The sequence below is a fragment of the Streptococcus parasanguinis ATCC 15912 genome (assembly GCF_000164675.2).
In the GTDB taxonomy this organism is placed as follows: Bacteria; Bacillota; Bacilli; order Lactobacillales; family Streptococcaceae; genus Streptococcus; species Streptococcus parasanguinis.
Map to the genome: position 1 here is coordinate 335,988 of NC_015678.1, position 26,650 is coordinate 362,637.

23 protein-coding genes and 4 pseudogenes are annotated in these 26,650 nt (G+C 40.2%); 26 read left to right on the plus strand and 1 reads right to left on the minus strand.

Annotation, left to right across the window (positions count from 1 at the left end; translation table 11 throughout):
- Positions 1–11: 11 nt before the first annotated feature.
- Complete coding sequence (locus tag HMPREF0833_RS01655; protein WP_013903409.1) at positions 12–2,171, minus strand: LTA synthase family protein; 2,160 nt, start codon at positions 2,169–2,171, stop codon at positions 12–14.
- A gap of 230 nt (positions 2,172–2,401) precedes the next feature.
- Here HMPREF0833_RS01655 and HMPREF0833_RS01660 point away from each other — a divergent pair, with 230 nt between their 5' ends.
- The 26 genes and pseudogenes from HMPREF0833_RS01660 to HMPREF0833_RS01780 all read left to right on the plus strand — a co-directional run bounded on the left by HMPREF0833_RS01660 (position 2,402) and on the right by HMPREF0833_RS01780 (position 26,532).
- Entirely contained in the window at positions 2,402–3,565 is a 1,164-nt protein-coding gene (locus HMPREF0833_RS01660; protein WP_013903411.1) for a class I SAM-dependent rRNA methyltransferase, read from the plus strand.
- Positions 3,562–4,239 (plus strand): type I 3-dehydroquinate dehydratase, encoded by a 678-nt coding sequence (gene aroD, locus HMPREF0833_RS01665; protein WP_013903412.1) that lies wholly within the window; start codon positions 3,562–3,564, stop codon positions 4,237–4,239. Before HMPREF0833_RS01660 ends, aroD begins: the two co-directional genes overlap by 4 nt.
- Positions 4,229–5,098, plus strand: coding sequence for a shikimate dehydrogenase (gene aroE, locus HMPREF0833_RS01670; RefSeq protein WP_013903413.1), 870 nt, complete (start codon positions 4,229–4,231; stop codon positions 5,096–5,098). Before aroD ends, aroE begins: the two co-directional genes overlap by 11 nt.
- A 311-nt stretch (positions 5,099–5,409) precedes the next feature.
- Positions 5,410–6,483 (plus strand): 3-dehydroquinate synthase, encoded by a 1,074-nt coding sequence (gene aroB, locus HMPREF0833_RS01675; RefSeq protein WP_041818163.1) that lies wholly within the window; start codon positions 5,410–5,412, stop codon positions 6,481–6,483.
- A gap of 6 nt (positions 6,484–6,489) precedes the next feature.
- Positions 6,490–7,656 carry a chorismate synthase gene (aroC, locus tag HMPREF0833_RS01680; RefSeq protein ID WP_013903415.1) on the plus strand — a complete coding sequence of 389 codons (1,167 nt, stop codon included), beginning with the start codon at positions 6,490–6,492 and terminating at the stop codon, positions 7,654–7,656.
- Between the two features lie 16 nt (positions 7,657–7,672).
- Positions 7,673–8,779 (plus strand): annotated as a pseudogene (locus tag HMPREF0833_RS01685) (prephenate dehydrogenase).
- 100 nt (positions 8,780–8,879) lie between these two features.
- Positions 8,880–9,218, plus strand: coding sequence for a YlbF/YmcA family competence regulator (locus HMPREF0833_RS01690; RefSeq protein WP_013903417.1), 339 nt, complete (start codon positions 8,880–8,882; stop codon positions 9,216–9,218).
- Positions 9,219–9,390: 172 nt separating this feature from the next.
- Positions 9,391–10,674 (plus strand): 3-phosphoshikimate 1-carboxyvinyltransferase, encoded by a 1,284-nt coding sequence (gene aroA / locus HMPREF0833_RS01695; protein ID WP_041818165.1) that lies wholly within the window; start codon positions 9,391–9,393, stop codon positions 10,672–10,674.
- Positions 10,667–11,152, plus strand: a complete 486-nt coding sequence (locus tag HMPREF0833_RS01700; protein ID WP_013903419.1) for a shikimate kinase — start codon at positions 10,667–10,669, stop codon at positions 11,150–11,152. Before aroA ends, HMPREF0833_RS01700 begins: the two co-directional genes overlap by 8 nt.
- Positions 11,143–11,997 (plus strand): prephenate dehydratase, encoded by an 855-nt coding sequence (gene pheA / locus HMPREF0833_RS01705; RefSeq protein ID WP_013903420.1) that lies wholly within the window; start codon positions 11,143–11,145, stop codon positions 11,995–11,997. Before HMPREF0833_RS01700 ends, pheA begins: the two co-directional genes overlap by 10 nt.
- The gene (locus tag HMPREF0833_RS01710) at positions 11,994–13,310 is read left to right on the plus strand and encodes an LCP family protein (protein ID WP_013903421.1); all 1,317 of its coding nucleotides are present in this window, start codon (positions 11,994–11,996) and stop codon (positions 13,308–13,310) included. Before pheA ends, HMPREF0833_RS01710 begins: the two co-directional genes overlap by 4 nt.
- Positions 13,311–13,372: 62 nt before the next feature.
- Entirely contained in the window at positions 13,373–14,731 is a 1,359-nt protein-coding gene (rlmD, locus tag HMPREF0833_RS01715; protein WP_013903422.1) for a 23S rRNA (uracil(1939)-C(5))-methyltransferase RlmD, read from the plus strand.
- A gap of 689 nt (positions 14,732–15,420) precedes the next feature.
- Entirely contained in the window at positions 15,421–16,143 is a 723-nt protein-coding gene (locus HMPREF0833_RS01720) for a MurR/RpiR family transcriptional regulator (protein ID WP_013903423.1), read from the plus strand.
- A gap of 8 nt (positions 16,144–16,151) precedes the next feature.
- Positions 16,152–16,904: a MurR/RpiR family transcriptional regulator gene (locus HMPREF0833_RS01725; RefSeq protein WP_013903424.1), complete on the plus strand. Its 753-nt coding sequence runs from the start codon at positions 16,152–16,154 to the stop codon at positions 16,902–16,904.
- A 147-nt stretch (positions 16,905–17,051) separates the two neighbouring features.
- Positions 17,052–18,482, plus strand: coding sequence for a 6-phospho-beta-glucosidase (locus HMPREF0833_RS01730; protein ID WP_003003486.1), 1,431 nt, complete (start codon positions 17,052–17,054; stop codon positions 18,480–18,482).
- Positions 18,483–18,494: 12 nt separating this feature from the next.
- The gene (locus HMPREF0833_RS01735) at positions 18,495–18,797 is read left to right on the plus strand and encodes a PTS sugar transporter subunit IIB (protein WP_001020606.1); all 303 of its coding nucleotides are present in this window, start codon (positions 18,495–18,497) and stop codon (positions 18,795–18,797) included.
- Between the two features lie 10 nt (positions 18,798–18,807).
- The gene (locus tag HMPREF0833_RS01740) at positions 18,808–20,121 is read left to right on the plus strand and encodes a PTS sugar transporter subunit IIC (RefSeq protein ID WP_041818169.1); all 1,314 of its coding nucleotides are present in this window, start codon (positions 18,808–18,810) and stop codon (positions 20,119–20,121) included.
- Positions 20,122–20,134: 13 nt separating this feature from the next.
- Positions 20,135–20,455, plus strand: coding sequence for a PTS lactose/cellobiose transporter subunit IIA (locus tag HMPREF0833_RS01745; RefSeq protein WP_013903427.1), 321 nt, complete (start codon positions 20,135–20,137; stop codon positions 20,453–20,455).
- 29 nt (positions 20,456–20,484) lie between these two features.
- Positions 20,485–21,879, plus strand: a pseudogene (gtfA, locus tag HMPREF0833_RS01750) (sucrose phosphorylase).
- Between the two features lie 295 nt (positions 21,880–22,174).
- Positions 22,175–22,926 (plus strand): annotated as a pseudogene (locus HMPREF0833_RS01755) (CPBP family intramembrane glutamic endopeptidase).
- A gap of 88 nt (positions 22,927–23,014) precedes the next feature.
- The gene (locus tag HMPREF0833_RS01760; RefSeq protein WP_013903430.1) at positions 23,015–23,506 is read left to right on the plus strand and encodes a phosphoribosylanthranilate isomerase; all 492 of its coding nucleotides are present in this window, start codon (positions 23,015–23,017) and stop codon (positions 23,504–23,506) included.
- Positions 23,507–23,625: 119 nt separating this feature from the next.
- Positions 23,626–23,766 (plus strand): annotated as a pseudogene (locus HMPREF0833_RS11175) (VOC family protein); the annotation flags it as partial.
- Positions 23,767–23,787: 21 nt separating this feature from the next.
- Positions 23,788–24,111 carry a TfoX/Sxy family protein gene (locus HMPREF0833_RS01765; RefSeq protein WP_013903431.1) on the plus strand — a complete coding sequence of 108 codons (324 nt, stop codon included), beginning with the start codon at positions 23,788–23,790 and terminating at the stop codon, positions 24,109–24,111.
- Between the two features lie 245 nt (positions 24,112–24,356).
- A complete protein-coding gene (aac(6'), locus tag HMPREF0833_RS01770; protein WP_013903432.1) occupies positions 24,357–24,785 on the plus strand; it encodes an aminoglycoside 6'-N-acetyltransferase in 429 nt (142 codons plus the stop codon).
- Between the two features lie 120 nt (positions 24,786–24,905).
- Positions 24,906–25,781 carry an aminoglycoside phosphotransferase family protein gene (locus HMPREF0833_RS01775; RefSeq protein ID WP_013903433.1) on the plus strand — a complete coding sequence of 292 codons (876 nt, stop codon included), beginning with the start codon at positions 24,906–24,908 and terminating at the stop codon, positions 25,779–25,781.
- 133 nt (positions 25,782–25,914) lie between these two features.
- Positions 25,915–26,532, plus strand: coding sequence for a DNA alkylation repair protein (locus tag HMPREF0833_RS01780; RefSeq protein WP_013903434.1), 618 nt, complete (start codon positions 25,915–25,917; stop codon positions 26,530–26,532).
- Positions 26,533–26,650: the final 118 nt, after the last annotated feature.

Below are 26,650 nucleotides of genomic sequence, written 5' to 3' on the forward strand. Positions count from 1 at the left end.
AGGGATTCTCTTTATTTAGAAGAACTGCTGCCGGTCTCGGCTGAGGAAGAACTATCATTTTCTGGGTGCAATTCTTTATAAGTTGGTGCCTTGAAGAGATCAACGGTGGACTGGTTGCCACGTTGGTTATAAAGGCTGGTTGATTTGTCACCTTTTTCCTTTTCAATCTTCTTCAATGCCTTGAAGGAATTGGTGTAGGAATAATCTTCTGGATTGACTTTTCCAAGATCATTGCCCTTGAAGAAGCGAAGGAGATCACCGGTCTGGATGCTATCACTAATCTTCAATTGAAGGTTAGCAGCTTCTCTAATCTTGTCCAGTTCTTCCTTGGTTTTTTCGTCTGGGTTCGTGATTTCCTCACCTGTTTTAGTGTAATAGGTCCGGCCACTATAGCTCGTATACTCTGGAGTAACAAAGTAGTTAGCGGAGCGGAAGGCGACGATTTGATCATGATCGGGTGAGAGCATATCTTGACCAACTTGGAGGAATTTGTTGGATTCAATCCCAAGCAAATGTTCCAAGGTTGGGAGCATATCGATTTCGCCACCATAGGTGTTGATGATGCCACCCTTATCCATACCTGGAACGACTACCATATAAGGTATGCGTTGCAACATGGCATTGTCATAGCTGGACCACGTTTCAGAGTTCTTACCAAGTAGAGGAGCAAGAGCTGGGTTGCGGGAATTTGAAATTCCGTAGTGGTCCCCATAGAGAACGATGATGGAATTTTTGTAAAGACCAGACTCTTTCAGGTAATCAAAGAAGGCTTTGATCGAAGAATCTAGATAGTTAGCGGTCGCAAAATAGCCATTGATGGTTTCGTCCTGTGTCTTAGCTAGAGGGAAGCCAAGATCATCTCCTGACAAGCTGGTCGTATAAGGATAGTGGTTGGAAACCGTAATGAACTTCGTATAGAAAGGCTGTTGCAATCTTTCTAGGTATTTGATGGAATCCTTGAGCATGTATTTGTCATTAAGACCATACTGGAAGGAATTGCTGCTGTTTTGTTTGGTGAAGTAGCTGGCATCAAAGAAGTAATTGTAGCCCCATTGTTTATAGGCGGTATTTCGGTTCCAGAAACTTCCAGCATTCCCGTGGAAAACAGCGCTCGAGTTGTAACCATTTTTTGAAAGAATAAATGGTGCAGCCTGTTGGGTATTGGTTCCACCATAGTTCACCATAAAGGAACCTTGGTTGAGTCCAAAGAGTCCAGTTTCAATCATGGTCTCAGCATCGGACGTTTTCCCTGCCTTGACTTGGTTAAAGACGTTTGAAAAGGCAAAGGTTTCTTTCGAGTGGTAAAGTGAATTTAAGAAAGGCGTTACTTCATATTCTTTATCATCTACTTTCAACTTGTAATCGATCAAGAATTGTTGGAAACTTTCCAAGTGAATGTAGATGACGTTACGGCCTTTGGCCATTCCAAAGTACTCAGGATTAGCCTTGGCATAATGCTGTTGGATATATTCTTCCACCGGTTTTAAATCTGCTTCGGAAGCTTTGGAACGTTCTTTGTTAGCAACATAGGTCTGATTAGCACTGTAACCCAGAAAGGCTGGTAAGCCAAGGGCACGAACGACATAGTAGTTTGAGAAACCACGAGTCAAGAGCTCAGGTCGGTCAATTTCTGCAAGGAAAAGGTTGGCCGAAAAGAGCATAGCTGATAAGGATGTAACCGCAAAACTGGCTCGTTTATTGAAGGGACGATTGTCCATTCGAATCCATTTCTTAAAGAAGAAGAAAGCGAGAATGGGGAAATCTAAAATGTAGATCACATCCCAAGGGCGGAATAATTCTAAAGCAGCAGCTCCGAGACCAGCAGAAACCTTGCTGGAAGCCAACATGGTATTAACTGTTACAAAGTCTGTAAATTCTCGATAATAGATGGAATTGGAAATCAACCAAATAAATAAGAGAAGGTAGATCCCAAAGGCCAAACTATAAAAGAGCTTGGTTCGTTTGATATAGAGTGCTAGACCAATGAAGAGCAAACTGATCGGCAATGGGTTGATCACTGCTAGAAAAATCTGATACGGTCCCTGAATGTCTAAATTAAAATCAACTGAATAGGCCCACATGGTTTTGAACCAGTAGAGCAACAGAAGGGTCAAGACAAATCCTAGTCTGGTACTCATGAAATTGAGTATCGAATTCGTAATTTTTTTCACAAAATGTTACTTCCTTGTCTTATTTCCTAAAAATTTTCATATACAAGTATACCACAATTTTATGGAGAAAGAAAAAAAAGACTGTAAAGCAGAGGAAAGAAATAGGAAAGATCAGGTATATGAAATCGTAAAAAGCTAAAGGATAAGAGCTGAAATAAAATAGCAAAAAAAGTTCTAGTAAATAAAGCCTCCCTTTGTGAAAACCTCAGACTTTTGCTATAATAGAGGGTATGAAAAAACTCACAGTCAGTCGCCAGGTCGCAACAAAAATCAAACAAGGACAATCTCTTCTTGAAAAGCAAGATTTTGACTCACTTCCTGCTTTGGATCAAGCGGTTCAATTGCTTTCAGGAGATGGACAATCCCTCGGAGTCGGATACTTATCTGAACAAAATAAAGGGATTGGATGGTTTGTTTCGCAAGAGTTGGTCGCTTTTGATCAAGACTTTTTTAAAAAGCTTTTCATCAAGGCCAAGCAATACCGTCGTTCTTATTATGCAGATGAAACGACGACAGCCTTTCGTCTTTTTAACCAAGAGGGAGATGGTTTTGGTGGTTTCACGGTTGACTTATATGGTGAGTTTGTTGTCTTTTCTTGGTACAATCCCTTCGTATTTCAGATCAAGGAAACCATTCTAGCGGCCTTTCAAGAGGCTTTTCCAGAAGTACGAGGTGGCTATGAAAAGATTCGCTTTAAAGGTTTGGATTATGAGTCGGCTCGTGTTTATGGAGAAGAAGCTCCGCAAGAATTTTTGATTCTTGAAAATGGAGTTTCTTACCAAGTCTTTCTCAATGATGGCTTGATGACGGGGATCTTTTTGGATCAGCATGAAGTTCGAGGTGGCTTGGTAGAGGGCTTAGCTGCTGGCAAGTCCTTGCTCAATATGTTCTCCTATACGGCAGCCTTCTCTGTGGCTGCGGCCATGGGTGGAGCAATTGAGACAACATCGGTCGATCTGGCTAAGAGAAGTAGAGAATTATCAGAAGCGCATTTTGTGGCAAATGGCTTGGCGCTAGATGCTCATCGTTTTGTCGTGATGGATGTCTTTGACTATTACAAATATGCCAAACGCCATGACCTAAGCTATGATGTGATCGTGCTCGATCCGCCTAGCTTTGCGCGGAATAAAAAACGGACATTTTCAGTCGCTAAAGATTATCATCGATTGGTCAGCGAGGCTCTTGAGATTTTAAATCCAGGTGGGACCTTGATTCTCAGTACCAATGCGGCAAATGTCAACAAAGATAAATTTAAAAAACAAATCGAAAAGGGATTTCAAGGTCGTAAGCATCGCTATGTAGCGGAATACGGACTTCCGGGAGATTTTCGATGGAACAAGAAAGAAGAAAGTAGTAATTACTTAAAAGTATTTACGATTAGGGTGGATGTATGAAGTTAGTTGTTTCGATTATGCCTCGCTCCTTAGAAGAGGCGCAACAACTAGATAGTTCGCGTTACGAGGATGCAGATGTTATTGAGTGGCGTGCGGACTTTTTAGAAAAAAGCGAGATCTTAACTGTTGCTCCTGCAGTTTTTGAGAAATTTGCTGGACGCGAGATTTTATTCACCTCGCGGACTCGAGCTGAAGGTGGAGAGATGGAGCTGACCAACGAGGAATATGTTGGTATTTTGAAAGATATTCAATCCATCTATCATCCGGATTATATCGATTTCGAGTATTATAGTCACCGTGAAGTCTTTGAAGAGATGTTGGAATTTTCAAATCTTGTTCTCAGCTACCACAATTTCCAAGAGACACCGGAAAATATGATGGAGATCTTATCGGAATTGACCAGTTTTTCTCCAAAATTAGTCAAGGTATCCGTTATGGCCCACAATGAACAAGATGTCCTTGATTTGATGAATTATACGCGTGGTTTCAAGACGTTGAATCCTGAGCAAGAGTATGTCACCATTTCCATGGGTAAGATCGGGAAAATTTCACGTTTGACAGCTGATTTGACAGGCTCTTCTTGGTCTTATGCTAGAGTTGGAGAAGAAAGTGCTCCAGGTCAAATCCCTCTTGAAAATATGAGAAGAATTCGGGAGTTATTGAATGAAGATTGATGGCTATACTCGGATGGCAGCAGTCATTGCCCATCCCATTCGTCATAGTATCTCTCCTTTTATCCATAATCTAGCCTATGAATTAACAGCGACCAATGCTGCTTATCTAGCTTGGGATATTGCTGAAGAAGACTTAGAAAGCACCATTAGCCAAATTCGTAAGTTGGATATGATTGGAGCCAATATCTCCATGCCCTATAAGCAGAAGGTCTTTCCTTATCTAGATGAAGTGGATGAGATGGCCCTAAAGATCGGTTCTGTCAATACCATTGTTCACCGTGCTGGCAAGCTTAAAGGCTATAATACGGATGGGATTGGTTTCTTTCGCAGTTTACCGATGACCTTTTCGATGAAAAATGGAATCATGGCGATCCTGGGTGCTGGGGGTGCGGCTTCTGCGATTGTGGCGCATGCAATTGCGCAAGGGGCAGCAGAGATCCATCTGTTTGAGCGCTCGGAAGGCTATGAGACTTCCAAACAACGCTTGGACCAATTAGGAAAGAATTTTCAGTTCGACTTGCAATTGCACTATATCAAGGATACAGAGAAAATTCAAACGATTCTAAATAAATCCGATTTGATCTTGAATGCGACAGGTGTGGGCATGGATGGTGAGTCCCTCCCCATTCCTGAGAGCATTCAATTTCCAAAAGAAGCGATTATTGCCGATATGATTTATTTTCCAGCTGAAACTCCATTTTTAAAATTGGGTCGCCAACAAGGCAATCAGACTTTAAATGGACTGGGAATGCTGTTTTATCAGGCAGAAAAAGCCTTTGAGTTGATGACGGATAAGGATTTCCCAGCGGACGCAGTTTGGGAAGCCTTAAAAAATGAATATAGTCATTTTATACATTGAAAAAGACAAGACTTTGGTGTCTTGTCAGAACGTAGACAAACCCTACCAGCAATAGAAACATTGCTATTTTGTAGGTTGGGTACCATATAGTGAAAACTCTTAGGAATGCTGATATCGCGCTATTCTTAAGAGTTTTTTGCTTTCTCTATTTTTTAAAAAAGACTGAAGAAAATCGTCCAAAATGGACTTTTTCTTCAGTCTGAACAAGACCTTTGTGTCTTGTTTTTTTCTTGCATAAGTCCTTTTCAATGCAGACAAGGAGATGGATTCATGGTAAGATAAATAGAGAACATGCTGAAAAGGAGATTCCTATGAACGTATCGGTACCTATTCCAGGACATTCCTATGATATTGTGATTGAAAGAGGTGGTTTCAACCAGGTTGGAGACTGGTTGCGCACTCTTTGGGGCGATAAAAAAGTCGCTATCATTTCCGATAACCGCGTGGCTAAGCTATATGCCTCAATCGTAGAGAAGAGCCTTGAGAAAGCTGGTTTTCAAGTGGTGCGCTTTGAGTTTCTTCAAGGGGAAGCTAGTAAGAATCTAACCACTGTTTCAAAAGTTTATGAATTTCTAGCTACCCAGGGCATGACGCGCAGTGATGGAATCGTTGCTCTTGGGGGTGGCGTAGTTGGTGATTTGGCTGGTTTTGCTGCCTCGACCTATATGCGGGGAATTTCCTTTGTTCAGATCCCGACTAGCTTGACTGCACAGGTGGATTCTTCTATCGGGGGAAAGACTGGAGTCAACACAGCACTTGCCAAAAACATGGTGGGGACCTTTGCCCAACCAGATGGTGTGTTTATTGATCCTGAAGTGTTGAGCACTTTAGGGCAACGTGAATTGATCGAGGGGATGGGCGAAGTCATCAAGTACGGTCTCATCCAAGATACTGAACTTTGGGAAGAATTGGAAGCCATGGATGGTTCTGTCGAGAGTATTTTAGAGCATGCAGAGAGCATCATTTCTCATTCTTGCCTGGTGAAGCGAGACCATGTTGTGGCAGACGAGCTGGACAATGGCATTCGACTGTATCTCAATTTTGGTCATACTATTGGACATGCTATTGAAGCGACAGCTGGTTATGGGCAAGTTATGCATGGAGAAGCCGTCAGTATGGGCATGGTACAACTCTCCCGAGTTGCAGAAGAAAAGGGTTTGATGCCAAAAGGAATCAGTCAAAAAATTGAAGAGATGTGTCGGAAATTTGGACTTCCAGTGGCATATGAGAACTGGGATAAAGAAGCCCTTTATCAAGCCTTGACCCATGACAAAAAAGCGCGTGGGACGAGCTTGAAATTAGTAATTGTTCCAGAGTTGGGGCAAGCAGCGATTCATCAAATCCCTCTTCAAGAAGTGAAGGACTTTTTAGAAAGAAAGGAATAAGGTCGTATGAGATATTTAACAGCAGGAGAGTCCCATGGGCCTCGACTAACAGCCATCATCGAGGGGGTTCCGGCAGGCCTTCCTTTATCTGAAGAGGATATTAATAAAGAGCTCAAACGTCGACAAGGTGGCTATGGTCGTGGTGCTCGGATGAAAATCGAGAGTGACCGTGTTGAGATCACATCAGGTGTCCGTCATGGCTTGACCATGGGAGGTCCGATTACTCTGAACGTGACCAATCTGGATCACCAAAAATGGCTGGAGATCATGAATGTAGCACCGGTCGAAGAGAAAAAGAAAAATCTACGTAAGATCACAAAGCCACGTCCTGGTCATGCCGATCTAGTCGGAGGGATTAAATACCGTTTTGACGATCTTCGTAATTCGCTCGAACGTTCTTCTGCCCGTGAGACGACGATGCGTGTAGCCGTTGGTGCAGTTGCTAAACGGATTTTAGAAGAAATCGGCGTTGAAGTGGCCAGCCACATTGTTAATTTTGGGGGAATCGAGATTGCAATTCCCGGGAATCTAACCGTTTCAGAAATCAAGGAAAAGGCGGCTAAGTCGGAAGTTTCGATCGTTGTGCCAGAACAAGAAGAAGCCGTTAAGGCCTACATTGACCAAGTGAAAAAAGATGGCGATACCATCGGGGGAATTGTGGAAACCTTGGTTGGCGGTGTACCTGTTGGACTAGGATCCTATGTGCAATGGGACAAGAAATTGGATGCCAAAATCGCTCAAGGAGTGGTCTCTATCAATGCCTTTAAGGGAGTTGAGTTTGGCCTTGGTTTTGACGCAGGTCGCCTAAAAGGTAGTCAAGTCATGGATGAAATCATCTGGTCTGAAGAAGGTGGCTATACCCGTCGCACCAATAATCTTGGTGGTTTTGAGGGGGGGATGACCAACGGTGAGCCCATTCTAGTTCGTGGCGTCATGAAGCCTATTCCGACCCTCTACAAACCTTTGATGAGTGTGGATATTGAAACTCATGAGCCTTATAAGGCGACGGTTGAGCGCAGCGACCCAACGGCTCTACCAGCTGCAGGAGTGGTGATGGAAGCAGTGGTCGCAACGGTCCTTGCTACAGAAGTGCTTGAAAAATTCTCATCCGATAACTTGGAAGAATTGAAAGAAGCTGTTGCTAATCACCGAGAATTTACTAAGAATTTTTAAGAGAAAGAGTTTTCCTTTGGAGAAGAAAGTTGTTTATATTGCAGGGTTGGGCTTGATTGGTGCTTCACTTGCGCTAGGCATTAAGAGGGCCCACCCAAATGTGACCGTTCTTGGTTACAATCGTAGTGAAGCCTCTCGAACCATCGCCCTTGAAAGGGGAATGGTGGATCAAGTGACGGATGATTTCGAAGCCTTTGCCCCTTTAGCGGATATTATCATTTTGGCGCTTCCGATTAAGCAAACCAAGTCTTACTTAGAAACCTTAGCTGGCCTGAATTTGAAAGACCAGGTACTGGTGACTGATGCAGGCTCTACCAAGGCAGAAATTGTTGCACAAGCTGAAAAGGTATTTACAGATAAGGCCGTACGCTTTGTGGGAGGACACCCCATGGCTGGTAGTCATAAGACAGGTGCAGCAGCGGCAGATGCAACCTTATTTGAAAATGCCTATTATATTTTTACTCCTTCCAGCTTGACGACAGGAGGTGCCATGGAAGAGTTGAAAGAGCTTCTGAGTGGATTGGGATCCCGCTTTATTGAAATCGATGCCGCGGAACACGATCGAGTGACTTCCCAGATCAGCCATTTTCCTCATATTTTAGCCTCCACTCTGGTCGAGCAGGCCGTAGCTTATGGGGAAGAGCATGAAATGACCCGCCGTTTTGCGGCTGGTGGCTTTCGGGATATGACACGGATTGCGGAAAGTGAGCCAGGCATGTGGACTTCTATTCTCTTGTCCAACCCTCAAGCGATATTAGAGCGGATTGAAGATTTCAAAGACCGTTTGGATCAGGTGGCTGAGACCATTCAAGCAGATAACGAAGAGGCTATTTGGTCTTTTTTCCATGAAGGGCGGAAGCACAGAAAAGAAATGCAGATCCATCAGCGTGCTGGACGCGATAGTGCCTATGATCTCTTTATCGATGTTCCAGATAAGGAAGGCGTCATTCTTGAGATTTTGCAAATTGTACAAGGGATTTCTTTGGTCAATATTCACATCAATGAAGAGAATCGGGAAGATATCCACGGGATTTTGTAGCTGACCTTTAAAAATGCAGAGGATCAAGAGCGAGCTCAAACATTGATCAGCCAGGCAACGTCTTATACTGTCCTTGCTCGCTAGGTCTACAGAAGGATTTGCGTCAAAATGCCTGCTTCATTTTAGGAATATTGAGGGAAAAGAAGTATAATAGAGGTATCTTATCAGTAAAGGAGCCCATAAAATGGCAAATATTTATGATCTAGCAAATGAACTCTCTCGCACCCTTCGAGACCTTCCTGAATATAAGGCTGTCGTAGAAAGTAAGCAAGCGATTGAAGCAAATCCAGAAGCGAAAAAGCTGTTTGACGAATACGTCGCTTTCCAAAATAAACTACAAGGCTTGATGCAATCCGGTCAACTTCCAACAGAAGCTGTGCAACAAGAAATGAAGGACTACATGGAAAAAATCCAAGCAAGTCCGATTGTGAATGAATTTTTCACCAAACAACAACAATTGTCTATTTATCTTGCAGATCTTGAAAAGATCATCTTTGAGCCGATTCAAGATTTATACAAGTAGAAATTTCTACCAGAGTTGTAATTTCGACTCTGGTATTTTCGTTCGCCAGTAGAAGAAAAGAAACGCAAAAAATGCTTGGAAACATTCGTTTTTTGTTCCAAATTTTTGATCAAAAATTGAATTCATGTCCTATTTATGATAGAATATGTGGAAAAGCACTCTGGAGATGGCAATGAAATTAAGAACCAATAGCAAGGGTCTAAAGGGAACCATTCGTGTCCCTGGTGACAAATCCATCAGTCACCGATCCATTATTTTTGGAAGTCTTGCAAAGGGCGAAACCAAGGTCTATGATATCTTGCGAGGCGAAGATGTGCTTTCTACCATCCAGGTGTTTCGTGATTTAGGAGTCTCCATCCAAGATGACGGGGATGTGATTCGGATTCAAGGGGTAGGCTTTCAAGGTCTTCAAGCTCCGACCGCTCCCCTTGATATGGGCAATTCAGGAACGTCTATACGTTTGATTTCAGGTGTCCTAGCAGGTCAGGATTTTGCAGTGGCCATGGTTGGAGATGATAGTCTTTCCAAACGGCCCATGGATCGTGTAGCGATTCCACTGCGTCAGATGGGAGTAGAGATTGCTGGTCAGGGAGAGCGCGATTGCCCGCCTTTACATGAAAAAGGGACACATCAGCTTCAACCCATTCATTACCGTTTGCCAGTCGCATCGGCCCAAGTTAAGTCTGCTCTTATTTTTGCGGCTTTACAGGCTGAGGGTGAATCAACGATTATCGAGAAGGAAAAGACGCGTGACCATACGGAGGATATGATTCGCCAATTTGGTGGAGAGATCCAAGTGGATGGAAAAACCATCCGCATCCAAGGTGGACAAGAGTTCCAAGGTCAAGAAGTCATCGTTCCTGGAGATATTTCCAGTGCAGCCTTTTGGTTAGTGGCAGGCCTCATTCTGCCAGAGAGTGTGATCAAGATTGAAAATGTTGGCATCAACCAAACGCGGACAGGGATTCTCGAAGTGATTCAAGAAATGGGGGGAGATCTCACCATGGAGGATCGCGATGAAAAAGCGGTCTCTGCGAGTCTCACTGTCAAGACTTCGTCCTTAAAAGGGATTCGGATTGATGGGGAGTTGATTCCACGCTTGATTGATGAATTGCCGATTATCGCTTTACTAGCGACACAAGCAAATGGCCAAACCGTGATTGCGGATGCTGAAGAGCTTCGCGTGAAAGAAACAGACCGTATCCAGGTCGTAGCAGATAGCCTTAATGCCATGGGAGCTAATGTCGTGCCAACGGAAGACGGCATGATCATCACTGGACCGACTCCCCTACATGGAGCAGACTTAGAGACCTTTGGAGATCACCGGATTGGGATGATGGCTACCATTGCTGCCTTATTGGTGAGAGATGGAAATGTGGTGTTGGATCGGGCAGAGGCCATCAACACCAGTTACCCTAGTTTTTTTGAAGATTTGGAGACATTACTGCATGGCTAAAATTTTACTTGGTTTTATGGGAGCTGGGAAAACGACCGTTGGTCGGATTCTTGATCCAAAGTTCCATGATATGGATGAATTAATTGTTGAAGAGATCGGTATGTCGATCAATGACTATTTCGCAGTGGAAGGAGAAGCAGCCTTTCGTCGTCGCGAAGCTGAAATGCTGGAGCGTTTGTTGGAAAACGAGGCAGCCATTATCTCCCCTGGAGGCGGGATTGTCGTCAATCCTCATAACCGTGCGCTTCTGGAAAAAAATCCGCATAATATTTACTTGCGAGTGAATTTTGAGACCTTGTACAGCCGGATTCAGAATGACAAAGCCATGCAACGCCCCCTCTTTTTAAACAACACAAAAGAAGAATTTAAGAAGATTTTTGATGGACGTTTGCCTTTGTATGAAGCGATTGCTACCCATATTGTGGATGTCGAGGACAAAACACCTGAAGAAATTGCGGAGATTATTCGATGCTTGTAGGCTATCTTGGTCCCAAGGGATCTTTTACCCATGATGTGGCCACTCATAGCTTTCCAACTTCTGAACGTATCGCCTATCGAACGATCACAGATGTCATCAAGGCTTATGAGAATCAAGAGATCGATTTTGCAGTCGTCCCCGTTGAAAACTCTATCGAAGGCAGTGTCCATGAGACCCTTGATTACCTCTTTCATCAAGGGACGATTCAGGCCGTTGCAGAAGTGGTCTATCCCATCAAGCAACAGCTCTTGGTGGCTAAAAAAGATCGTCTCATTCGAACGGTCTATTCGCATCCACAGGCTTTGGCCCAAGGGAAGGCTTTTCTCAGGGCCCATTATCCAAATGTGGCTATGGAAATGACGGCTTCAACAGCCTATGCAGCGCGATATGTAGCAGAACATCCAGACTTGGAAATTGCAGCGATTGCCCCTCTGGCAGCAGCAAGTGAGTACGGCTTGGAAGTCCAGGCAAAAGACATCCAAGAAATCGAGGACAATTATACACGTTTTTGGATTTTAGGGGCCAAAGAGCCAGCGATCTCAGAAACTTTAAGTCCGGCCCTTCAAAAAGTTAGCTTGGCCTTGACCTTACCAAGTAACCTGGCAGGAGCCCTCTATAAAGGTTTGTCTACCTTTGCTTGGCGGGGGATCAATTTAACCAAGATTGAAAGTCGACCACTAAAAACAGCTTTAGGAGAATACTTTTTCATTATTGACCTCCTAAACGAAGCGCCTGATCTTCTGCAGTTTGCCTATCAAGAATTAGACAGTTTGGGCATTCAGACAAAAGTCTTGGGTCAGTATCAGGTCTATACCTTAAAAGAAAATGGAATGGAGAAAAGATGAGTAAGGAATCAAACTTTCTATCTCACCATGAGCGAAAGCGATTAGAGTACTTATACTCAAATTTTCATTATTTGAATGAACGAGAACAACTAGAATACAAGTACCTGCTCAAGAAGAGTCAAGGAGCTTATGAGGAATCCAGACCTACTACGCCTGAAGTAGCAAGTACTGAAGAAGTTCAAGGTGAGGTTTCAGAGCAAATCGGTGACCTTCCTGTCTACCAGTCACGTAGCCAAAGGTCTAAGAAAAAAACTGCGGTAGCTGGTGGTGCGGTGAAAAGAAAGAAACCCCGCAGAAAAATTCGTGTGAAGAGAATCCTCAAGTGGCTTGCTCTCTTTTTCTTGCTCATTATCGGTGGCATGGTCTTCATGTTTGTGAAAGGCCTCAACAGCAAGCCGACAGGTCCAGATGCCAAACCAGCTGTCGTTGAGAAATTTAACGGCAAGAAGTCGCGAGATGGGGTCAATATCCTGATCTTGGGGACAGATGGGCGGATCGGTGAGAAATCGGATGAGACCCGGACAGACTCCATCATGGTGGTCAATGTCAATAACAAAGAAGGCAAGATTAAGATGGTCAGCTTCATGCGGGATACACTGGTCCATATCGATGGAGTCAGCCAGCAAAATATTCCAGAGTACGACGGCTACTACGACCAGAAGCTCAACACTGCCTTCACCATCGGGGAGCAAAATAATAACCAAGGGGCTGAATTGGTGCGTCAGATGCTCAAAGACAACTTTGACATTGACATCCAATATTACGCCATGGTCGATTTCAAGACCTTTGCGACAGCGATCGATACCCTCTTCCCAAATGGGGTCGAGATGAATGCGCAGTTTTCAACGGTTGATGGCGAAAAGGTCAGTGAAGTAGAAGTACCAGATGATTTGAACATGAAAGACGGTGTCGTTCCGCAGCAAACCATCAAGGTTGGAAAACAACGGATGGATGGCCGGACCCTTCTCAATTATTCGCGTTTCCGCAAGGATGATGAAGGAGACTTTGGTCGGACCCGTCGCCAGCAAGAGGTCATGTCCGCTATCATGCATCAGATCAAGGATCCAACTAAACTCTTTACGGGATCAGAAGCCCTTGGGAAAGTCTTTGCCATGACGTCTACCAATGTTCCCTTCTCCTTCCTATTGACCAATGGACTTGGACTAGTCGGAAGTGCTGGAAAAGGAATTGAACGAGTGACCATCCCAGAAAATGGGGATTGGGTCGATGCCTACGATATGTACGGTGGCCAAGGCTTGCTGGTCGATTTCGATGCTTATAAAAAGAAATTGTACCAAATGGGACTGAGATGATATAATAAGGGGATAGGAGTTTTGGACTCCACCCCTTTTAATTTGTAGAAAGATAGAAAACGATGTTAAAGAAAAATGAAATTGTAACCGTTGAGATTGTCGATTTGACACACGAAGGAGCAGGAGTGGCTAAGGTCGATGGCCTGGTCTTTTTTGTGGAGAATGCCCTGCCAGGAGAAGTCATCCGCATGCGCGTGCTCAAGGTCAATAAGAAGATCGGCTACGGAAAAGTAGAGGAGTACCTGGAGAAATCTCCTCACCGCAATGAAGAGCTAGACCTGGCTTACTTGCGAAGCGGCATTGCCGACTTGGGGCACCTAGCTTATCCGGAGCAACTGAAATTCAAGGCCAAGCAGGCCAAGGATAGCCTCTACAAGATGGCGGGAATCACTGATATGGAAGTGCCTCTGACCTTGGGGATGGACCATCCTGTCCAATACCGCAACAAGGCCCAAGTCCCTGTTCGTCGTGTCAATGGTCAGGTCGTAACAGGCTTCTTTCGGAAGAACTCTCATGATTTGATGCCGATTGAAGACTTTTATATCCAAGATCCCGTCATTGACCAAGTGGTCTTGGCTCTTCGAGATTTGATTCGTCGTTTTGACCTCAAGCCTTATGATGAAAAGGAACAATCTGGCTTGATTCGTAACCTTGTGGTTCGTAGAGGACATCATTCTGGAGAAATCATGGTCATTTTGGTCACCACTCGTCCTAAGGTGTTCCGTGTGGACCAGTTGATCGAACAGCTGATCAAGCAATTCCCAGCCATCAAATCCGTTATGCAAAATATCAATGACCAGAATACCAATGCCATTTTTGGAAAAGAATGGCGTACGCTTTATGGTCAAGACTATATTACGGATCAAATGTTGGGAAATGCTTTCCAAATCTCTGGACCAGCCTTTTATCAGGTCAATACCGAAATGGCAGAGAAGCTTTACCAGACAGCCATTGACTTTGCGGAGTTAAAAGAAGAGGATGTGGTGATTGATGCCTACTCCGGAATTGGGACCATTGGCTTGTCCGTTGCCAAGCATGTCAAGGAAGTTTATGGAGTAGAAGTCATCCCCGAGGCCGTGGAGAATAGCCAGAAGAATGCCAGCTTAAATGGCATCACCAATGCCCACTATGTCTGTGATACAGCAGAAAATGCCATGAAGAATTGGCTCAAGGAAGGCATCCAACCAACCGCCATCCTGGTCGATCCACCACGCAAGGGCTTGACCGAAAGCTTTATCAAAGCAAGTGCCCAAACAGGCGCTGACCGCATCGCCTATATATCCTGTAACGTCGCCACCATGGCGCGTGATATCAAACTCTACCAAGAGTTGGGCTATGAATTGAAGAAAGTGCAACCGGTTGACTTGTTTCCTCAAACGCACCATGTGGAGTGTGTGAGCTTGTTAGTGAAACGCAATTAATCCTCAAAAGGTTCCCCGAACCTTTTGAGTCCCACAGACGCACCACGTCGAGTGTGTAAGTTTGTTGGTAAAACGCAGTTAATCCTCAAAAGGTTCACTGAACCTTTTGAGTCCCGCAAACACATCACGTGGAGTGTGTTGCTCTGCTCGTAAAAACCTAGAAACCTTTGAATGAAAGGGATAATGAAAAGCCTTGATTGCAAGGCTTTTTGTATTGGCGTGGGGAAGTATCAGAGTGAGAAATTTTTGGAATGAATAGAAGTGATAGCTAGAAATTATCAGTTTCTATTTCCATTTACCCTGTGGGTACGTGTTTGTTTCCATTGACAAGGAGTTTGTGGGAATAGAAACTACCCCACCTTACATATCTCCAGAATGGGCGATTGAAATTGAGACAATTTAATAGAGATAAGCTCTTGTTATGTTTCTTTTAAGTCAATAAACTAACAATACTCAAAGTATGCTCAAAAATATGATATAATCTAGGACATAAGGCAATACTGTTTTAAAGTATTTTCTCTTAACCATGTCTCGTTAGACAAATCTGATTCGTCTGGTTTTCTAATAGATTTTAATGCTGACTTGGTTTTATAGCCATTATGCTCTCCATTATTTTAGTGTAGAACACTTTGGTTATTAGTTTTTTGTTATATTGTAAGCAAATCAATAGAGATAGAAAAAGGGATTATATGTTTAGTTATGAGGTTGTAGCAAGTTTTAACGACATAGAAAATGCTATTTATACAACTATTTTAGAAAATGAAAATATATCCTCTATGACAATCAAGGAATTGGCCCAACTTGCACATGTATCAGTTGGATCCGTACAACGATTTTGCAAGCATCTAGGATTTGATGGATATAGCCATTTTAAGATTGCTTATAAAGAATATTTAAAAAATGAGCAAATTATTTTAAACAATCAAGACAATCATTCTTTGAAGCTATTCATTGATTATACTGAGCAAGATACTTTTTTGCAGCTGATTATGGAGGCTGTGGCAATCTTAAAGAACGTTGAACAGATTGTTTTTGTCGGAATTGGTTCCTCTGGAACTTTAGGTCGATATGGAGCGCGCTATTTTTCAAATATTGGCAAATTTAGTATGTGTATTGAAGATCCTTGGCAACCAGTGCTGCAAAACAGTATGGAAAAAACTTGTGTCATTGCCTTATCCGAATCTGGTGAGACTTCTCAAACATTGAAAATTGTACAAAAATTAAAGGAAAAAGGTTGTCCAGTTATTGCCATCACAAATACATTGGAATCAACATTGTCAAGGCTATCTGATTGCTCCATAACCTATCATGTTCCTCAATTATTTTTAAATGGGTTTAATATTACGACGCAGGTACCTGTTATTCTCATTATTGAAATGTTAATGAAACAACTATATACTACAAAAGCATAAGGGTGTCTATGATTTTATTTGATTATCATAAAGTAAAAGGGCTAAATAATAGTGAATTAAGCGTGTATAATTTTATATTGCAACATAGAGATAAAGTTGCTACGATGACTATCAGAGAGCTATCGACATCTATAAATCTATCGACAACAACCATCATTCGTTTTGCGAAAAAGATGGGATTTGATAGCTACAATGATTTAAAATATGCCTTGTCAAGGTCGGAAGATAAGGAAAATAAACATCGTCACTACTTTCCTATTGGTATTCCAGCAATACAATTTTTACAGACTAGTGTCCAAGATGAAGCTTTAAAAAAACAACTATCAGAGATAGCAGACTTGATCGTTCAAGCCAAACAAGTTATCTTTTTAGGGGTGGGTACTAGTCTAAGTTTGGCAGAATATGGCTCATATCTTTTTTCTGGAATCGGTATTCTTAGCTTTGCTATTACTAACCCATTTTATTCTCTGAAATTGCATCATTCTAATTTGGAGGATGTTTTGGTTATTGCTCTAAGTGTCAGCGGTGAGACAGAAGAAGTTCTAACTCTGGTACAGGGATTCAAAGAAAGAAATGCTAAGATTGTTAGTCTGACAAATACAGATATTTCCACTTTATCACAGCTATCGGATATAAATTTATCCTACTTTATGCCAGTTGCCTACGCAGATTCCTCGCTACGTTCCACTAATTTGACCACTCAGATTCCAGTTGTCTATTTTTTAGAATCCTTACGTTACCAAGTTTATTTAAAAAAATAGGAGTGAAAACTCTTGTTTTTTTATGTAACAAATATTGTTCGACTGTACATTTATTTTCTATCTCAATATCTATTGTCAGCAGGTACAGTATGTGGTAAAATAGACTTGTTCATAGCGCTAGTACAAAATACAGAAAGGATTGGTAAAATGGCAAAAATACCAGAAGGCTTTTTATGGGGTGGGGCAGTTGCTGCTCACCAAATTGAAGGAGGGTATGATAAAGGTGGAAAAGGCATTTCGATAGCCGATGTGATGACGGTTGGAAGTGCTAGTCACTCTCGACAGATTACTGATGGCGTCTTACCTGACGAATATTATCCGAATCATGATGCAATAGATTTTTACAGAACCTATAAGGACGATATACAATTATTCGCTGAGATGGGATTTAAGTGTTTTCGAACTTCGATTGCCTGGACTCGTATCTTTCCAAATGGAGATGAAGAAGAACCTAACGAAGAAGGGTTGAAATTTTATGATGATTTATTTGATCAGCTGCTAGCTCATCAAATTGAACCGGTCATCACACTCAGTCACTTTGAAATGCCCTATCATCTAGTTACTAAGTATGGTGCTTGGCGTAATCGCAAGTTGATTGATTTCTTTGTTCGTTTTGCGGAAGTCGTCATGGAACGATATAAGGACAAAGTTAAGTATTGGATGACCTTTAACGAGATCAATAATCAAGGTGCAATTAATGTTCCTTGGTGCTCATGGACTAATTCTGGTGTCATTTATCAAGAAGATGAAAATCCAGTTGAGGTACTACAGCAGGTTATCCATTATCAGTCAGTGGCTTCTGCAAAAGTTGTACAATTAGGTCGGAAAATCAATAAAAATTTCAAAATTGGTTGTATGCTGGCAATGGTACCATTTTACCCGAATACATGTGATACAAAAGATATACTTGCTAGCCAGAAGGCAATGGAGCATCGTTTATTTCACTATGGAGATCTTCATGTTTTTGGAGAGCGTCCTTACTATATCGAGGCCTTTTGTCGAAAAAATAATATCAAACTGGATATTTTACCAGAAGATCTAGAAACTCTAAAAGAAGGTTGTGTAGATTATATTGGCTTGAGTTACTATATGAGTGATACAGTGACTGCTACAGCATCTGAGGAAACAGAAGAACTTTTCAAAGATGTTTATACTAAGAAAAATCCCTATATTGAATCAAGCGATTGGGGTTGGCAGATTGACCCTGAGGGATTACGCTATAGCTTAAATCTTTTATACGATCGCTATCACTGTCCGCTTTTTATAGTTGAAAATGGATTCGGTGCTTATGATAAGGTAGAGCCTGATGGAATACATGATTCTTACCGCATTGATTACCTCAAACAACACATTGAACAAATGATGTTAGCGATTGAAGAAGATGGCGTAAATGTCATTGGTTATACCCCTTGGGGCTGTATCGATATTGTTAGTGCTGGTACAGGTGAAATGGAGAAGCGTTATGGCTTTATCTATGTCGATAAGAATAATAATGGCGAAGGAACTTTGCAACGAATGAAGAAAGATTCCTTTACATGGTATCAAAAAGTGATTACATCAAATGGAAACGAATTATAAGGAGTAATTAAAATGAATATTGGATTGTTTTGTGCAGCAGGTATGTCAACAAGTATTTTGGTTGAGCGTATGAAAGAAGCGGCTCAGAAAAAAGGGAAAGATGCAACAATTGCAGCTTATTCCATCAGTGAATTGGAACAAAGAGTTGGAGATATTGATGTGGCTCTATTAGGCCCACAGGTTGGTTTCCAACTTGAAAAAGCAAAAGAAATTTGTGCTTCTCACAATGTTCCTGTAGAAGTGATTGCAATGGCTGATTATGGCACTGCAAACGGTATGGCAGTTCTTAAACAAGCTTACATGATGAAAAAATAAGGAGAAGATGATGAAGGATAAACTGATTAAAAAGTTTGTTGATAGGATGATGGCCTTTGTCAATACCAAAGGTGTAACAGCGATAAAAGATGGTATTGTTTTCTCTATGCCATTGTTGATTGTTGGCTCCATCTTTCTTATCTTGGCCAATCTTCCAGTTCCAGCTCTAGCAACGATGTTAGAAACTAGTGGTATTACCCCTGTTCTCAATCAAGCAATTGGTGCAACCTTTAATATCAGTGCGATTGTAACAGTCATTGGGATTGCGTATACCTATGCTAAGCTAGAAAAACAGGAGCCACTTGGGGCAGGTGTCATTGCCCTAGCAGTTTTCTTGCTAATCCAGCCTTCCAGTTTGATTTCTAAAAATGGGGATGTAGTTGGTAACATTATTCTGAAGGATTGGACTTCCGGGAAAGGGATGATTGGTGCCATTATCGTTGGTTTGATTGTAGGAGCAAGCTATTCTTGGTTTTTGAAGAAAAATATCAAAATCAAAATGCCAGATGGCGTACCAACTGGTGTAGCCAACGCATTTTCAGCCTTGATTCCTGCTACTGTTATCATCACAGCGGCAACGATCTTTGTCGGACTTGTTGAACAATTGTTTAAGGTCACAACGATTGAAGTGATTTATAATCTTATTCAAACACCAATGCAAGGCTTGACTGACTCATTGTTTGGTGCGGTGCTTATGTGTTTCCTTGTACCATTCTTATGGATGTTTGGGGTGCACGGCTCAACTGTAGTTGGTGGCATCATGAGTGGCTTGCTACAGGCGAATGCTTTGGAAAACCAAGCCATTTTAGATAAGGGCCTTGAATTAAATCTAGCCAATGGTGGTCATATTGTGACGATTCAATTTTTTGATCAATTTATCAATGTTACAGGTGCCGGGATTACGATTGGTTTGGTAGTTTACATGGTTGCATTTGCAAAATCAAAACAACTAAAAATTCTTGGACGTCTTGAAATGGTTCCAGCCATCTTTAATATCAATGAGCCGGTGCTCTTTGGTTTGCCGATTGTAATGAATCCAGTTTTAGCAATTCCCTTTATATTAACGCCTATTTTATCTTGTATCATCCAGTATTCAGCGATTTATTTTGGACTGACACCTATGTATGGTGCCGTTCAAGTTCCGTGGACTTGTCCTCCAATTATTTCAGGATTTATCATCGGTGGTTGGAAAACAGCCTTGTTGCAAACACTTATTTTGGTTATGTCTTTCTTTGTTTATTATCCGTTTATTAAACAGATGGATAAACAAGATTTACAAGCTGAAATACAAGAAACAAGCGATTTAGAAGACGAAGATTGGTAAGAGAGGTATTAAAATGGACGAAAAAGTACTCGAAGTGTGTTTTCAAATTATCACCTATGTAGGAACAGCAAAATCTATGTACATCGATGCTATTCAATTGGCTAGGCAGGGTGAATTCGAGCAGGCTAAAGATAGAATTAAACAAGGCGAAGAAGCATATGTACAGGGACACAATGCTCACCACTCACTTTTGACAAAAGAAATGAATGGGGAATTAAGCCAAACAGGTCTACTTCTGATGCACGCTGAGGATCAGTTAATGAGTGCAGAAGGTTTTCGAACGATTGCTGAGGAATTTATAGCAGTCTATAAACGCTTTGAGGAAGGTAAATAGAGCAAGTTATGAAAGTAAAAAATTAAGCAATGTTAATTACCTATTCAGACAGTCTTGGAAAAAATCTGAAAGACTTGAAGTAGGTCTTAGAAGGCCCTTTGAAAGATGTGGTCGGTGGTGTCCACATTCTTCCCTTCTTTCCATCGTCAGGCGACCGCGGGTTTGCACCCATGGACTATAGCAAGGTTGATGAGGCTTTTGGAGATTGGAGCGATATTGAGGCACTCAGTCAAGACTACTACCTCATGTTTGATTTCATGATTAACCATATCTCAGCCAAGTCGCCTTATTTCCTTGATTTCCTAGAAAAGAAAGATGAGTCTGCCTATGCGGATTTGTTTATCCGCTACAAAAACTTTTGGCCAAACGGTGAGTCGACTCAGGAAGATGTAGACCTGATTTACAAACGGAAGCCACGTGCTCCCTATCGCATTGCCAAGTTTGCTGATGGTAGTGAGGAAAAAGTTTGGTGTACCTTTGATGAGCAACAGATCGACCTCGATGTGACAACAGAAACAACTCGTCGCTTTATTCAGGAAAATCTGGAACAGCTAGCGGACCACGGAGCTTCCATTATTCGCTTGGACGCCTTTGCCTACGCCAATAAGAAAATCGGCACCAACTGTTTCTTTGTTGAGCCAGATATTTGGGAAACGCTTCATTTTCCGCGTCAGCTATTGGCACCAAAAAGAGTGGAAATTCTTCCAGAAATTCATGAACATTACACCATTCAGCAAAAAATCGCTGAGCAAGACTACTATGTCTATGACTTTGCCCTTCCGATGCTGGTTCTTCATGCTCTTTATTCAGGTAATGTCAACCGTCTTGTTCACTGGATGGAAATCTGCCATCGGAAGCAATTTACAACCTTGGACACGCACGATGGTATCGGAGTGGCCCATGTCAAGGACTTGCTGACAGATGAGGAAACAGAGGCGACAAGAGAAGCCCTCTATGCCCAAGGAGCAAATGTCAAAAAGATTTACAGCTCAGAGGCCTACAACAATTTGGATATTTATAAGATAAATTGTACCTACTATTCAGCTTTAGGAAATGATGACCAAGCCTATCTCTTGGCACGTGTGCTTCAATGTTTTGCACCAGGTAGTCCGCAGATTTACTACGTTGGCTTGTTGGCAGGAGAAAATGATATCGAATTGCTCGAATCAACCAAAGAAGGCCGCAACATCAACCGTCACTATTATGATTTGGAAGAAATTGAGCGAGAAGTTCAACGCCCAGTTGTGCAGTCCTTGTTCAATCTGCTCAAATTCCGTAATACCAGCGCAGCATTTGATGGAGAGTTTGCTGTTGACATGGAAGACTCTAATACTATCCACATCAGCTGGACCAATACCGATGCCAATACAGTGGCAGAATTAAGAACTAATCTAAAAGATAAATCATTTGAAATTACAGAGTAAATAGATAGTGATAGAACATCGATTTATCTATAATAGAATACAAAAGAGTGGTGGAAACGTTTGATTTCCTCACTCTTTTTGTTAGCTAGTTAGTAACAAAATAGTACTTAAACGTAAACTATGAATTATATTCTGTTGTGACGATAATTGTTCGAGAATATTTGTAATAAAAAACAGGAACAATCAATTAAACTGCTCCTATTTTTATGATAGAATATAGGTAGTTATAATCGAGAGCAACTAAGAAGCAGTAAAAAAATATTATACATAGAATAATCAGGATTAGGAAGATAAAATGACAGAAATTGACAAAAAGAATTTAAAAAATTATCTTTATTGTACATTTGGAATTACTTATATAGCTTGGGGTATTCTTGCCATCTTTACGCAATCTCATATTTTTGGATTAGAAACGATTATAGGAAGAATATTACATATAGTAGGTGCACTTGGACCAGCTATTGCAAGTGGCTTTTATTTGAAAAGGAATAATATAAAATTTCAACATTTTCTATTTAGTAAGAAAGGAAAAAGTAGTATTTATTTCATTATTCATTTGTTAGCAATTTTGATACTATTTTCTGTATCTTCCTTAGAATTAAATGGAGTATCAATTTATCTGATGCCATTGTTCTTTATACAACTAATTTTTTTGGTGGTGGACATGAAGAATTAGGATGGAGAGGAATATTACAACCATTACTTGATAAAAAATATACTTATTGGCAATCTAATTTGATTGTAGGTTCAATCTGGGGAATTTGGCATCTGCCTTTATGGTTTATAGTTGGAGAAAGTCATCAAGGATTTCCTTTCATTTTATTTTTTATATATACATTATTTTTAAGTTTTGTTTTAGGGCTTCTTTACCGTCAAACGAAATCTGTGGGATACTGTATATTATTTCATGCGTTCGCAAATTTGTTAAATCTCTATTTTGTGTTAAAAATTAATGTTATTTTTATTATCATTTTTATTGCTTATTTAATTTATACAATATTGGCGAGTAATAGAATTAGTAAGGAAAAGAGTTTGTATCCAAAATAACTGGATATACTCTAGAAAATGAAGATGATTTTGTTCAAGGGAATAAAGTAGAAATAACGAACATTTAGATGAAAGGTTTAGAGTAAACATGAGTCTCTTATTTGAAGAATTTAAAACCATTTGTTTCCATTTAAATCGAGTCGGAATTACACCGACACTGATGGGGTCTTTGGGATTGGAGTTTAGAACGAAAGAAAATTGGGGGCCGTCTGACATTGACATTCATGTGCCTGGTGACCCTAGAGGTTGGGAAGCACCTGATCATCTCAGAATTTATGATTGGGACAAGATAATGAAAGCGATGAAAGACTTAGGCTACGTCTTAATAGATATTCATGAGCATGAATTCCAAAAGGATCGAGTGAGTGTTGAATTTGGAAGTATCGATTCCTTACCTGATTTTGCAGGAGTTTCGGAATCGGATATAGAGCTTATTCACACTGAAGGTATCACTTTTCGTCTTCCAAGTCTGGAGCAGTATCTAAGTATTTACAAAGCTTCTTCTCAAGACTCCTATCGAAATGATCACAATAACAATAAGGATTTTAAGAAGATCGAGTGGCTGGAAAGACATTTATAAATTATCATTTGAAAAGTAGTAAGTTGTAAGACTGGCTGCTATGTTATTTTTATCTTCATTTTAATTGGTCATTTAATTTATACTATATTGGCGAGTACTAGAATTAGTAATGAAAAGCAGGTGGAAAAACTGTAAAAGAGCCACAGGTACTTTTCTGGGGTGGATATCACGCATATTTTTCGGATTTAGATGGATATTATTGGGAAGTTTCTTGGGGACCCAATTTTCAATTTTATGAAAATGGACTATTGAAATTTTAGTAATTAAGGGAGATAGCAAAAATGGCTTCAAGTAAAGAATATTTAGATTTCATTTTAGAACAATTGTCCGAGTTGGAAGAAATATCATATAGAGCAATGATGGGTGAATATATAATTTATTATCGAGGGAAAATCATAGGTGGAATTTATGATGATAGATTTTTAGTGAAGCCTGTCAAATCTGCAATAGCGTATATGCCGAATGTAGAATACGAATTGCCGTATGAAGGTGCAAAGGAAATGCTATTGGTAGATGATGTTGACAACAAAGAATATTTAACCGGCTTATTTAATTCAATGTATGATGAGTTACCTGCACCAAAACCAAAGAAAAAGAAATTATGAAATCTCAGTTTATCTAGGTTATACCATTTAACGATAACCTTATGCTATCGTTAAAAAGTTTATAGAACAGACAAGACTATCTAGCATAATTAGTGTTCACTCGTTTCATGTTGAGGTCGTACCACTGCTCTTCCAATCTGAGACAGTCGAAAAGTAGAAGGGGATGGTATTGGTATCAATCAATGAGTAACAAAGTAACAGCATGATTCGTAACATTTGCTTGTAATTTGCGGAGGAACATCAGTATGGATGGAATAACAAAAGATTCTATAAAAACGGCTAAACTAATGAAACAATTATGGCCCCAATTGACCGATAAAGAAGCTATTGATGAAGTAAAAAAATATACGAATGGCAAAAATACTGCAATCTTTACTGAAGTTGAAGGTGACACAATTGTAGGTCTAGCACTATGTTCACTCAGATTTGATTATGTTGAAGGTTGTAAATATAGTCCTGTTGGATTCTTAGAAGGGATTATTGTCGACGAGGAATATCGTTTAAAGGATATTGCTAAAAATCTCTGTACAAAATGTGAGGAATGGGCGAAAAATAAAGGATGTAAGGAATTTGCAAGTGATTGTACTTTAACGAATACGGATTCTATAAGATTTCATCTCAATATTGGATTCCAGGAGGCAAATAGAATTATTCACTTTAAGAAGAAATTATAATTTCAGAACGTGGTCAAAATTTATATATCTTTAGGAAGTGTAAAAGAATGGACGGACTACGAATTACTTTTCATTAGTTAAGAATATAGTAATGTTGTAAAGTTAATCGAGGAGTTATTGATGGATTTTAGTGGTAAGATAGCCATAAATAAAGGGTGGTCAGATGATAAAAAATATTGTGTGACAGATCAAAAACAGCAAAAATATTTCTTGCGTGTTTCTGATAAGGAGAAGTTAGATTCTAAAAAATTTGAATTTGATATGATGGAGAAAGTAGCTTCTCTTGGAGTTCCGATGTGTAAACCAATTAGCATTGAACTCTGCGATGACAAAGTACATTCTTTTCACGAATGGATAGACGGGAAAGATGCAAGAGAAACCATTTTAACTGTTTCAAAAGAACAACAATACATTTACGGAGTAGAAGCAGGAAGAATCCTTCAAAAAATTCATTCACTCCCTGTCACAGAAGTTCGTGAAGATTGGGAGGTCTTTTATAATCGAAAAATTGATGACAAAATCAAAAAATACAAAGAATGTCCCGTTCAATACGAAAATGGTCAGATTTTTATTGATTATTTAAATGCAAATCGAGAATTGTTAAAAGATAGACCTCAGGTTTTCCAACATGGAGATTATCATATCGGGAATTTCATGATTGGTGAAGATCGTAAAATCTATGTCATTGACTTTGATCGATTTGATCTTGGAGATCCTTGGGAGGAATTCAATCGTATTGTATGGTCTGCTCAAGTTTCTCCCTCTTTTGCGTCTGGTATGATAGATGGATATTTTGATGGTAAGGTTCCAGATTTATTTTGGAAGCTTCTCGCTATCTATATTCTAAATAACATAGTTGGTGCTCTGTCATGGGCTGTACCTTACGGAGCTGAAGAAATATCAGTAATGAAACATCAAGCTAAGGAAATTTTAGAATGGTATGATGATATGAAGCAAATCATTCCTAGTTGGTATTTGATTGAGAAAAAGGCTTAATAATAAAAGAGTTTAAATATCAATTTGAAAAAATGTCAAGATTATTTGCTCATATTATAACGAATTCAATTCTTTATTAATACCTATCGAGAATTATCTTGAAACTTGGAATGTTGTTTTGGGGTCAAGTTACATGAAAGAATATATTTTAAATTTAGAAAAAGAATTCTCTTTAATAGAAAATGGATTTAAAGAAGAAGAGAAAAGAGCTCTTGCTGATTATCTATCAAACGATAATGTGTATACCAAAGAATTAGCATTTTTAGCTTTTAAATCCAATGTATATCAAGTTAGAATGTACAGTGTATTTCTCTTTGGCCATTTGTCATCGTATGAAGAAATTTTGATCTTTATGAGGGATGAGGTTTCAAAGGATGACAATTGGAGAGTTCAAGAAGTATTAGCAAAAGCATTTGATGAATTTTGTAAGCAAACAGGTTATGAAAAATCTCTTCCGGTTATTGACGACTGGCTACAAAATAATAATCCAAATGTCAGAAGAGCTGTTACAGAAGGTTTGAGAATATGGACGAGTAGACCATATTTCAAGGATAATCCAGATGAAGCTATTAAACGAATCGCAACATTAAAAGAAGATTCTAGTGAATATGTTAGAAAATCAGTTGGTAATGCTTTGAGGGATATTGGCAAAAAATTTCCAGAGTTGATCAAAGAAGAACTTGATAGTTGGGATGTTAAGAGTAAAGAGATTCAAAAAGTTTACAAGTTAGCAAGTAAATTTATTAAGTGACAATTATCAGCTATAAAGCTTGAAAAATGCTAACTATAAAATAGTTTCATTCTAAAGTTTAATTTTAAACAACAACTTAGTCATTTTCGTTCTATAATATAGAAGTTTACTAGCACCA

Excerpts from the sequence above, each read along its gene's own strand:
- HMPREF0833_RS01660 (WP_013903411.1), top strand. The coding sequence starts at position 2,402 with ATGAAAAAACTCACAGTCAGTCGCCAGGTCGCAACAAAAATCAAACAA.
- aroD (WP_013903412.1), top strand. The coding sequence starts at position 3,562 with ATGAAGTTAGTTGTTTCGATTATGCCTCGCTCCTTAGAAGAGGCGCAA.
- aroE (WP_013903413.1), top strand. The coding sequence starts at position 4,229 with ATGAAGATTGATGGCTATACTCGGATGGCAGCAGTCATTGCCCATCCC.
- aroB (WP_041818163.1), top strand. The coding sequence starts at position 5,410 with ATGAACGTATCGGTACCTATTCCAGGACATTCCTATGATATTGTGATT.
- aroC (WP_013903415.1), top strand. The coding sequence starts at position 6,490 with ATGAGATATTTAACAGCAGGAGAGTCCCATGGGCCTCGACTAACAGCC.
- HMPREF0833_RS01690 (WP_013903417.1), top strand. The coding sequence starts at position 8,880 with ATGGCAAATATTTATGATCTAGCAAATGAACTCTCTCGCACCCTTCGA.
- aroA (WP_041818165.1), top strand. The coding sequence starts at position 9,391 with ATGAAATTAAGAACCAATAGCAAGGGTCTAAAGGGAACCATTCGTGTC.
- HMPREF0833_RS01700 (WP_013903419.1), top strand. The coding sequence starts at position 10,667 with ATGGCTAAAATTTTACTTGGTTTTATGGGAGCTGGGAAAACGACCGTT.
- pheA (WP_013903420.1), top strand. The coding sequence starts at position 11,143 with ATGCTTGTAGGCTATCTTGGTCCCAAGGGATCTTTTACCCATGATGTG.
- HMPREF0833_RS01710 (WP_013903421.1), top strand. The coding sequence starts at position 11,994 with ATGAGTAAGGAATCAAACTTTCTATCTCACCATGAGCGAAAGCGATTA.
- rlmD (WP_013903422.1), top strand. The coding sequence starts at position 13,373 with ATGTTAAAGAAAAATGAAATTGTAACCGTTGAGATTGTCGATTTGACA.
- HMPREF0833_RS01720 (WP_013903423.1), top strand. The coding sequence starts at position 15,421 with ATGTTTAGTTATGAGGTTGTAGCAAGTTTTAACGACATAGAAAATGCT.
- HMPREF0833_RS01725 (WP_013903424.1), top strand. The coding sequence starts at position 16,152 with ATGATTTTATTTGATTATCATAAAGTAAAAGGGCTAAATAATAGTGAA.
- HMPREF0833_RS01730 (WP_003003486.1), top strand. The coding sequence starts at position 17,052 with ATGGCAAAAATACCAGAAGGCTTTTTATGGGGTGGGGCAGTTGCTGCT.
- HMPREF0833_RS01735 (WP_001020606.1), top strand. The coding sequence starts at position 18,495 with ATGAATATTGGATTGTTTTGTGCAGCAGGTATGTCAACAAGTATTTTG.
- HMPREF0833_RS01740 (WP_041818169.1), top strand. The coding sequence starts at position 18,808 with ATGAAGGATAAACTGATTAAAAAGTTTGTTGATAGGATGATGGCCTTT.
- HMPREF0833_RS01745 (WP_013903427.1), top strand. The coding sequence starts at position 20,135 with ATGGACGAAAAAGTACTCGAAGTGTGTTTTCAAATTATCACCTATGTA.
- HMPREF0833_RS01760 (WP_013903430.1), top strand. The coding sequence starts at position 23,015 with ATGAGTCTCTTATTTGAAGAATTTAAAACCATTTGTTTCCATTTAAAT.
- HMPREF0833_RS01765 (WP_013903431.1), top strand. The coding sequence starts at position 23,788 with ATGGCTTCAAGTAAAGAATATTTAGATTTCATTTTAGAACAATTGTCC.
- HMPREF0833_RS01775 (WP_013903433.1), top strand. The coding sequence starts at position 24,906 with ATGGATTTTAGTGGTAAGATAGCCATAAATAAAGGGTGGTCAGATGAT.
- HMPREF0833_RS01780 (WP_013903434.1), top strand. The coding sequence starts at position 25,915 with ATGAAAGAATATATTTTAAATTTAGAAAAAGAATTCTCTTTAATAGAA.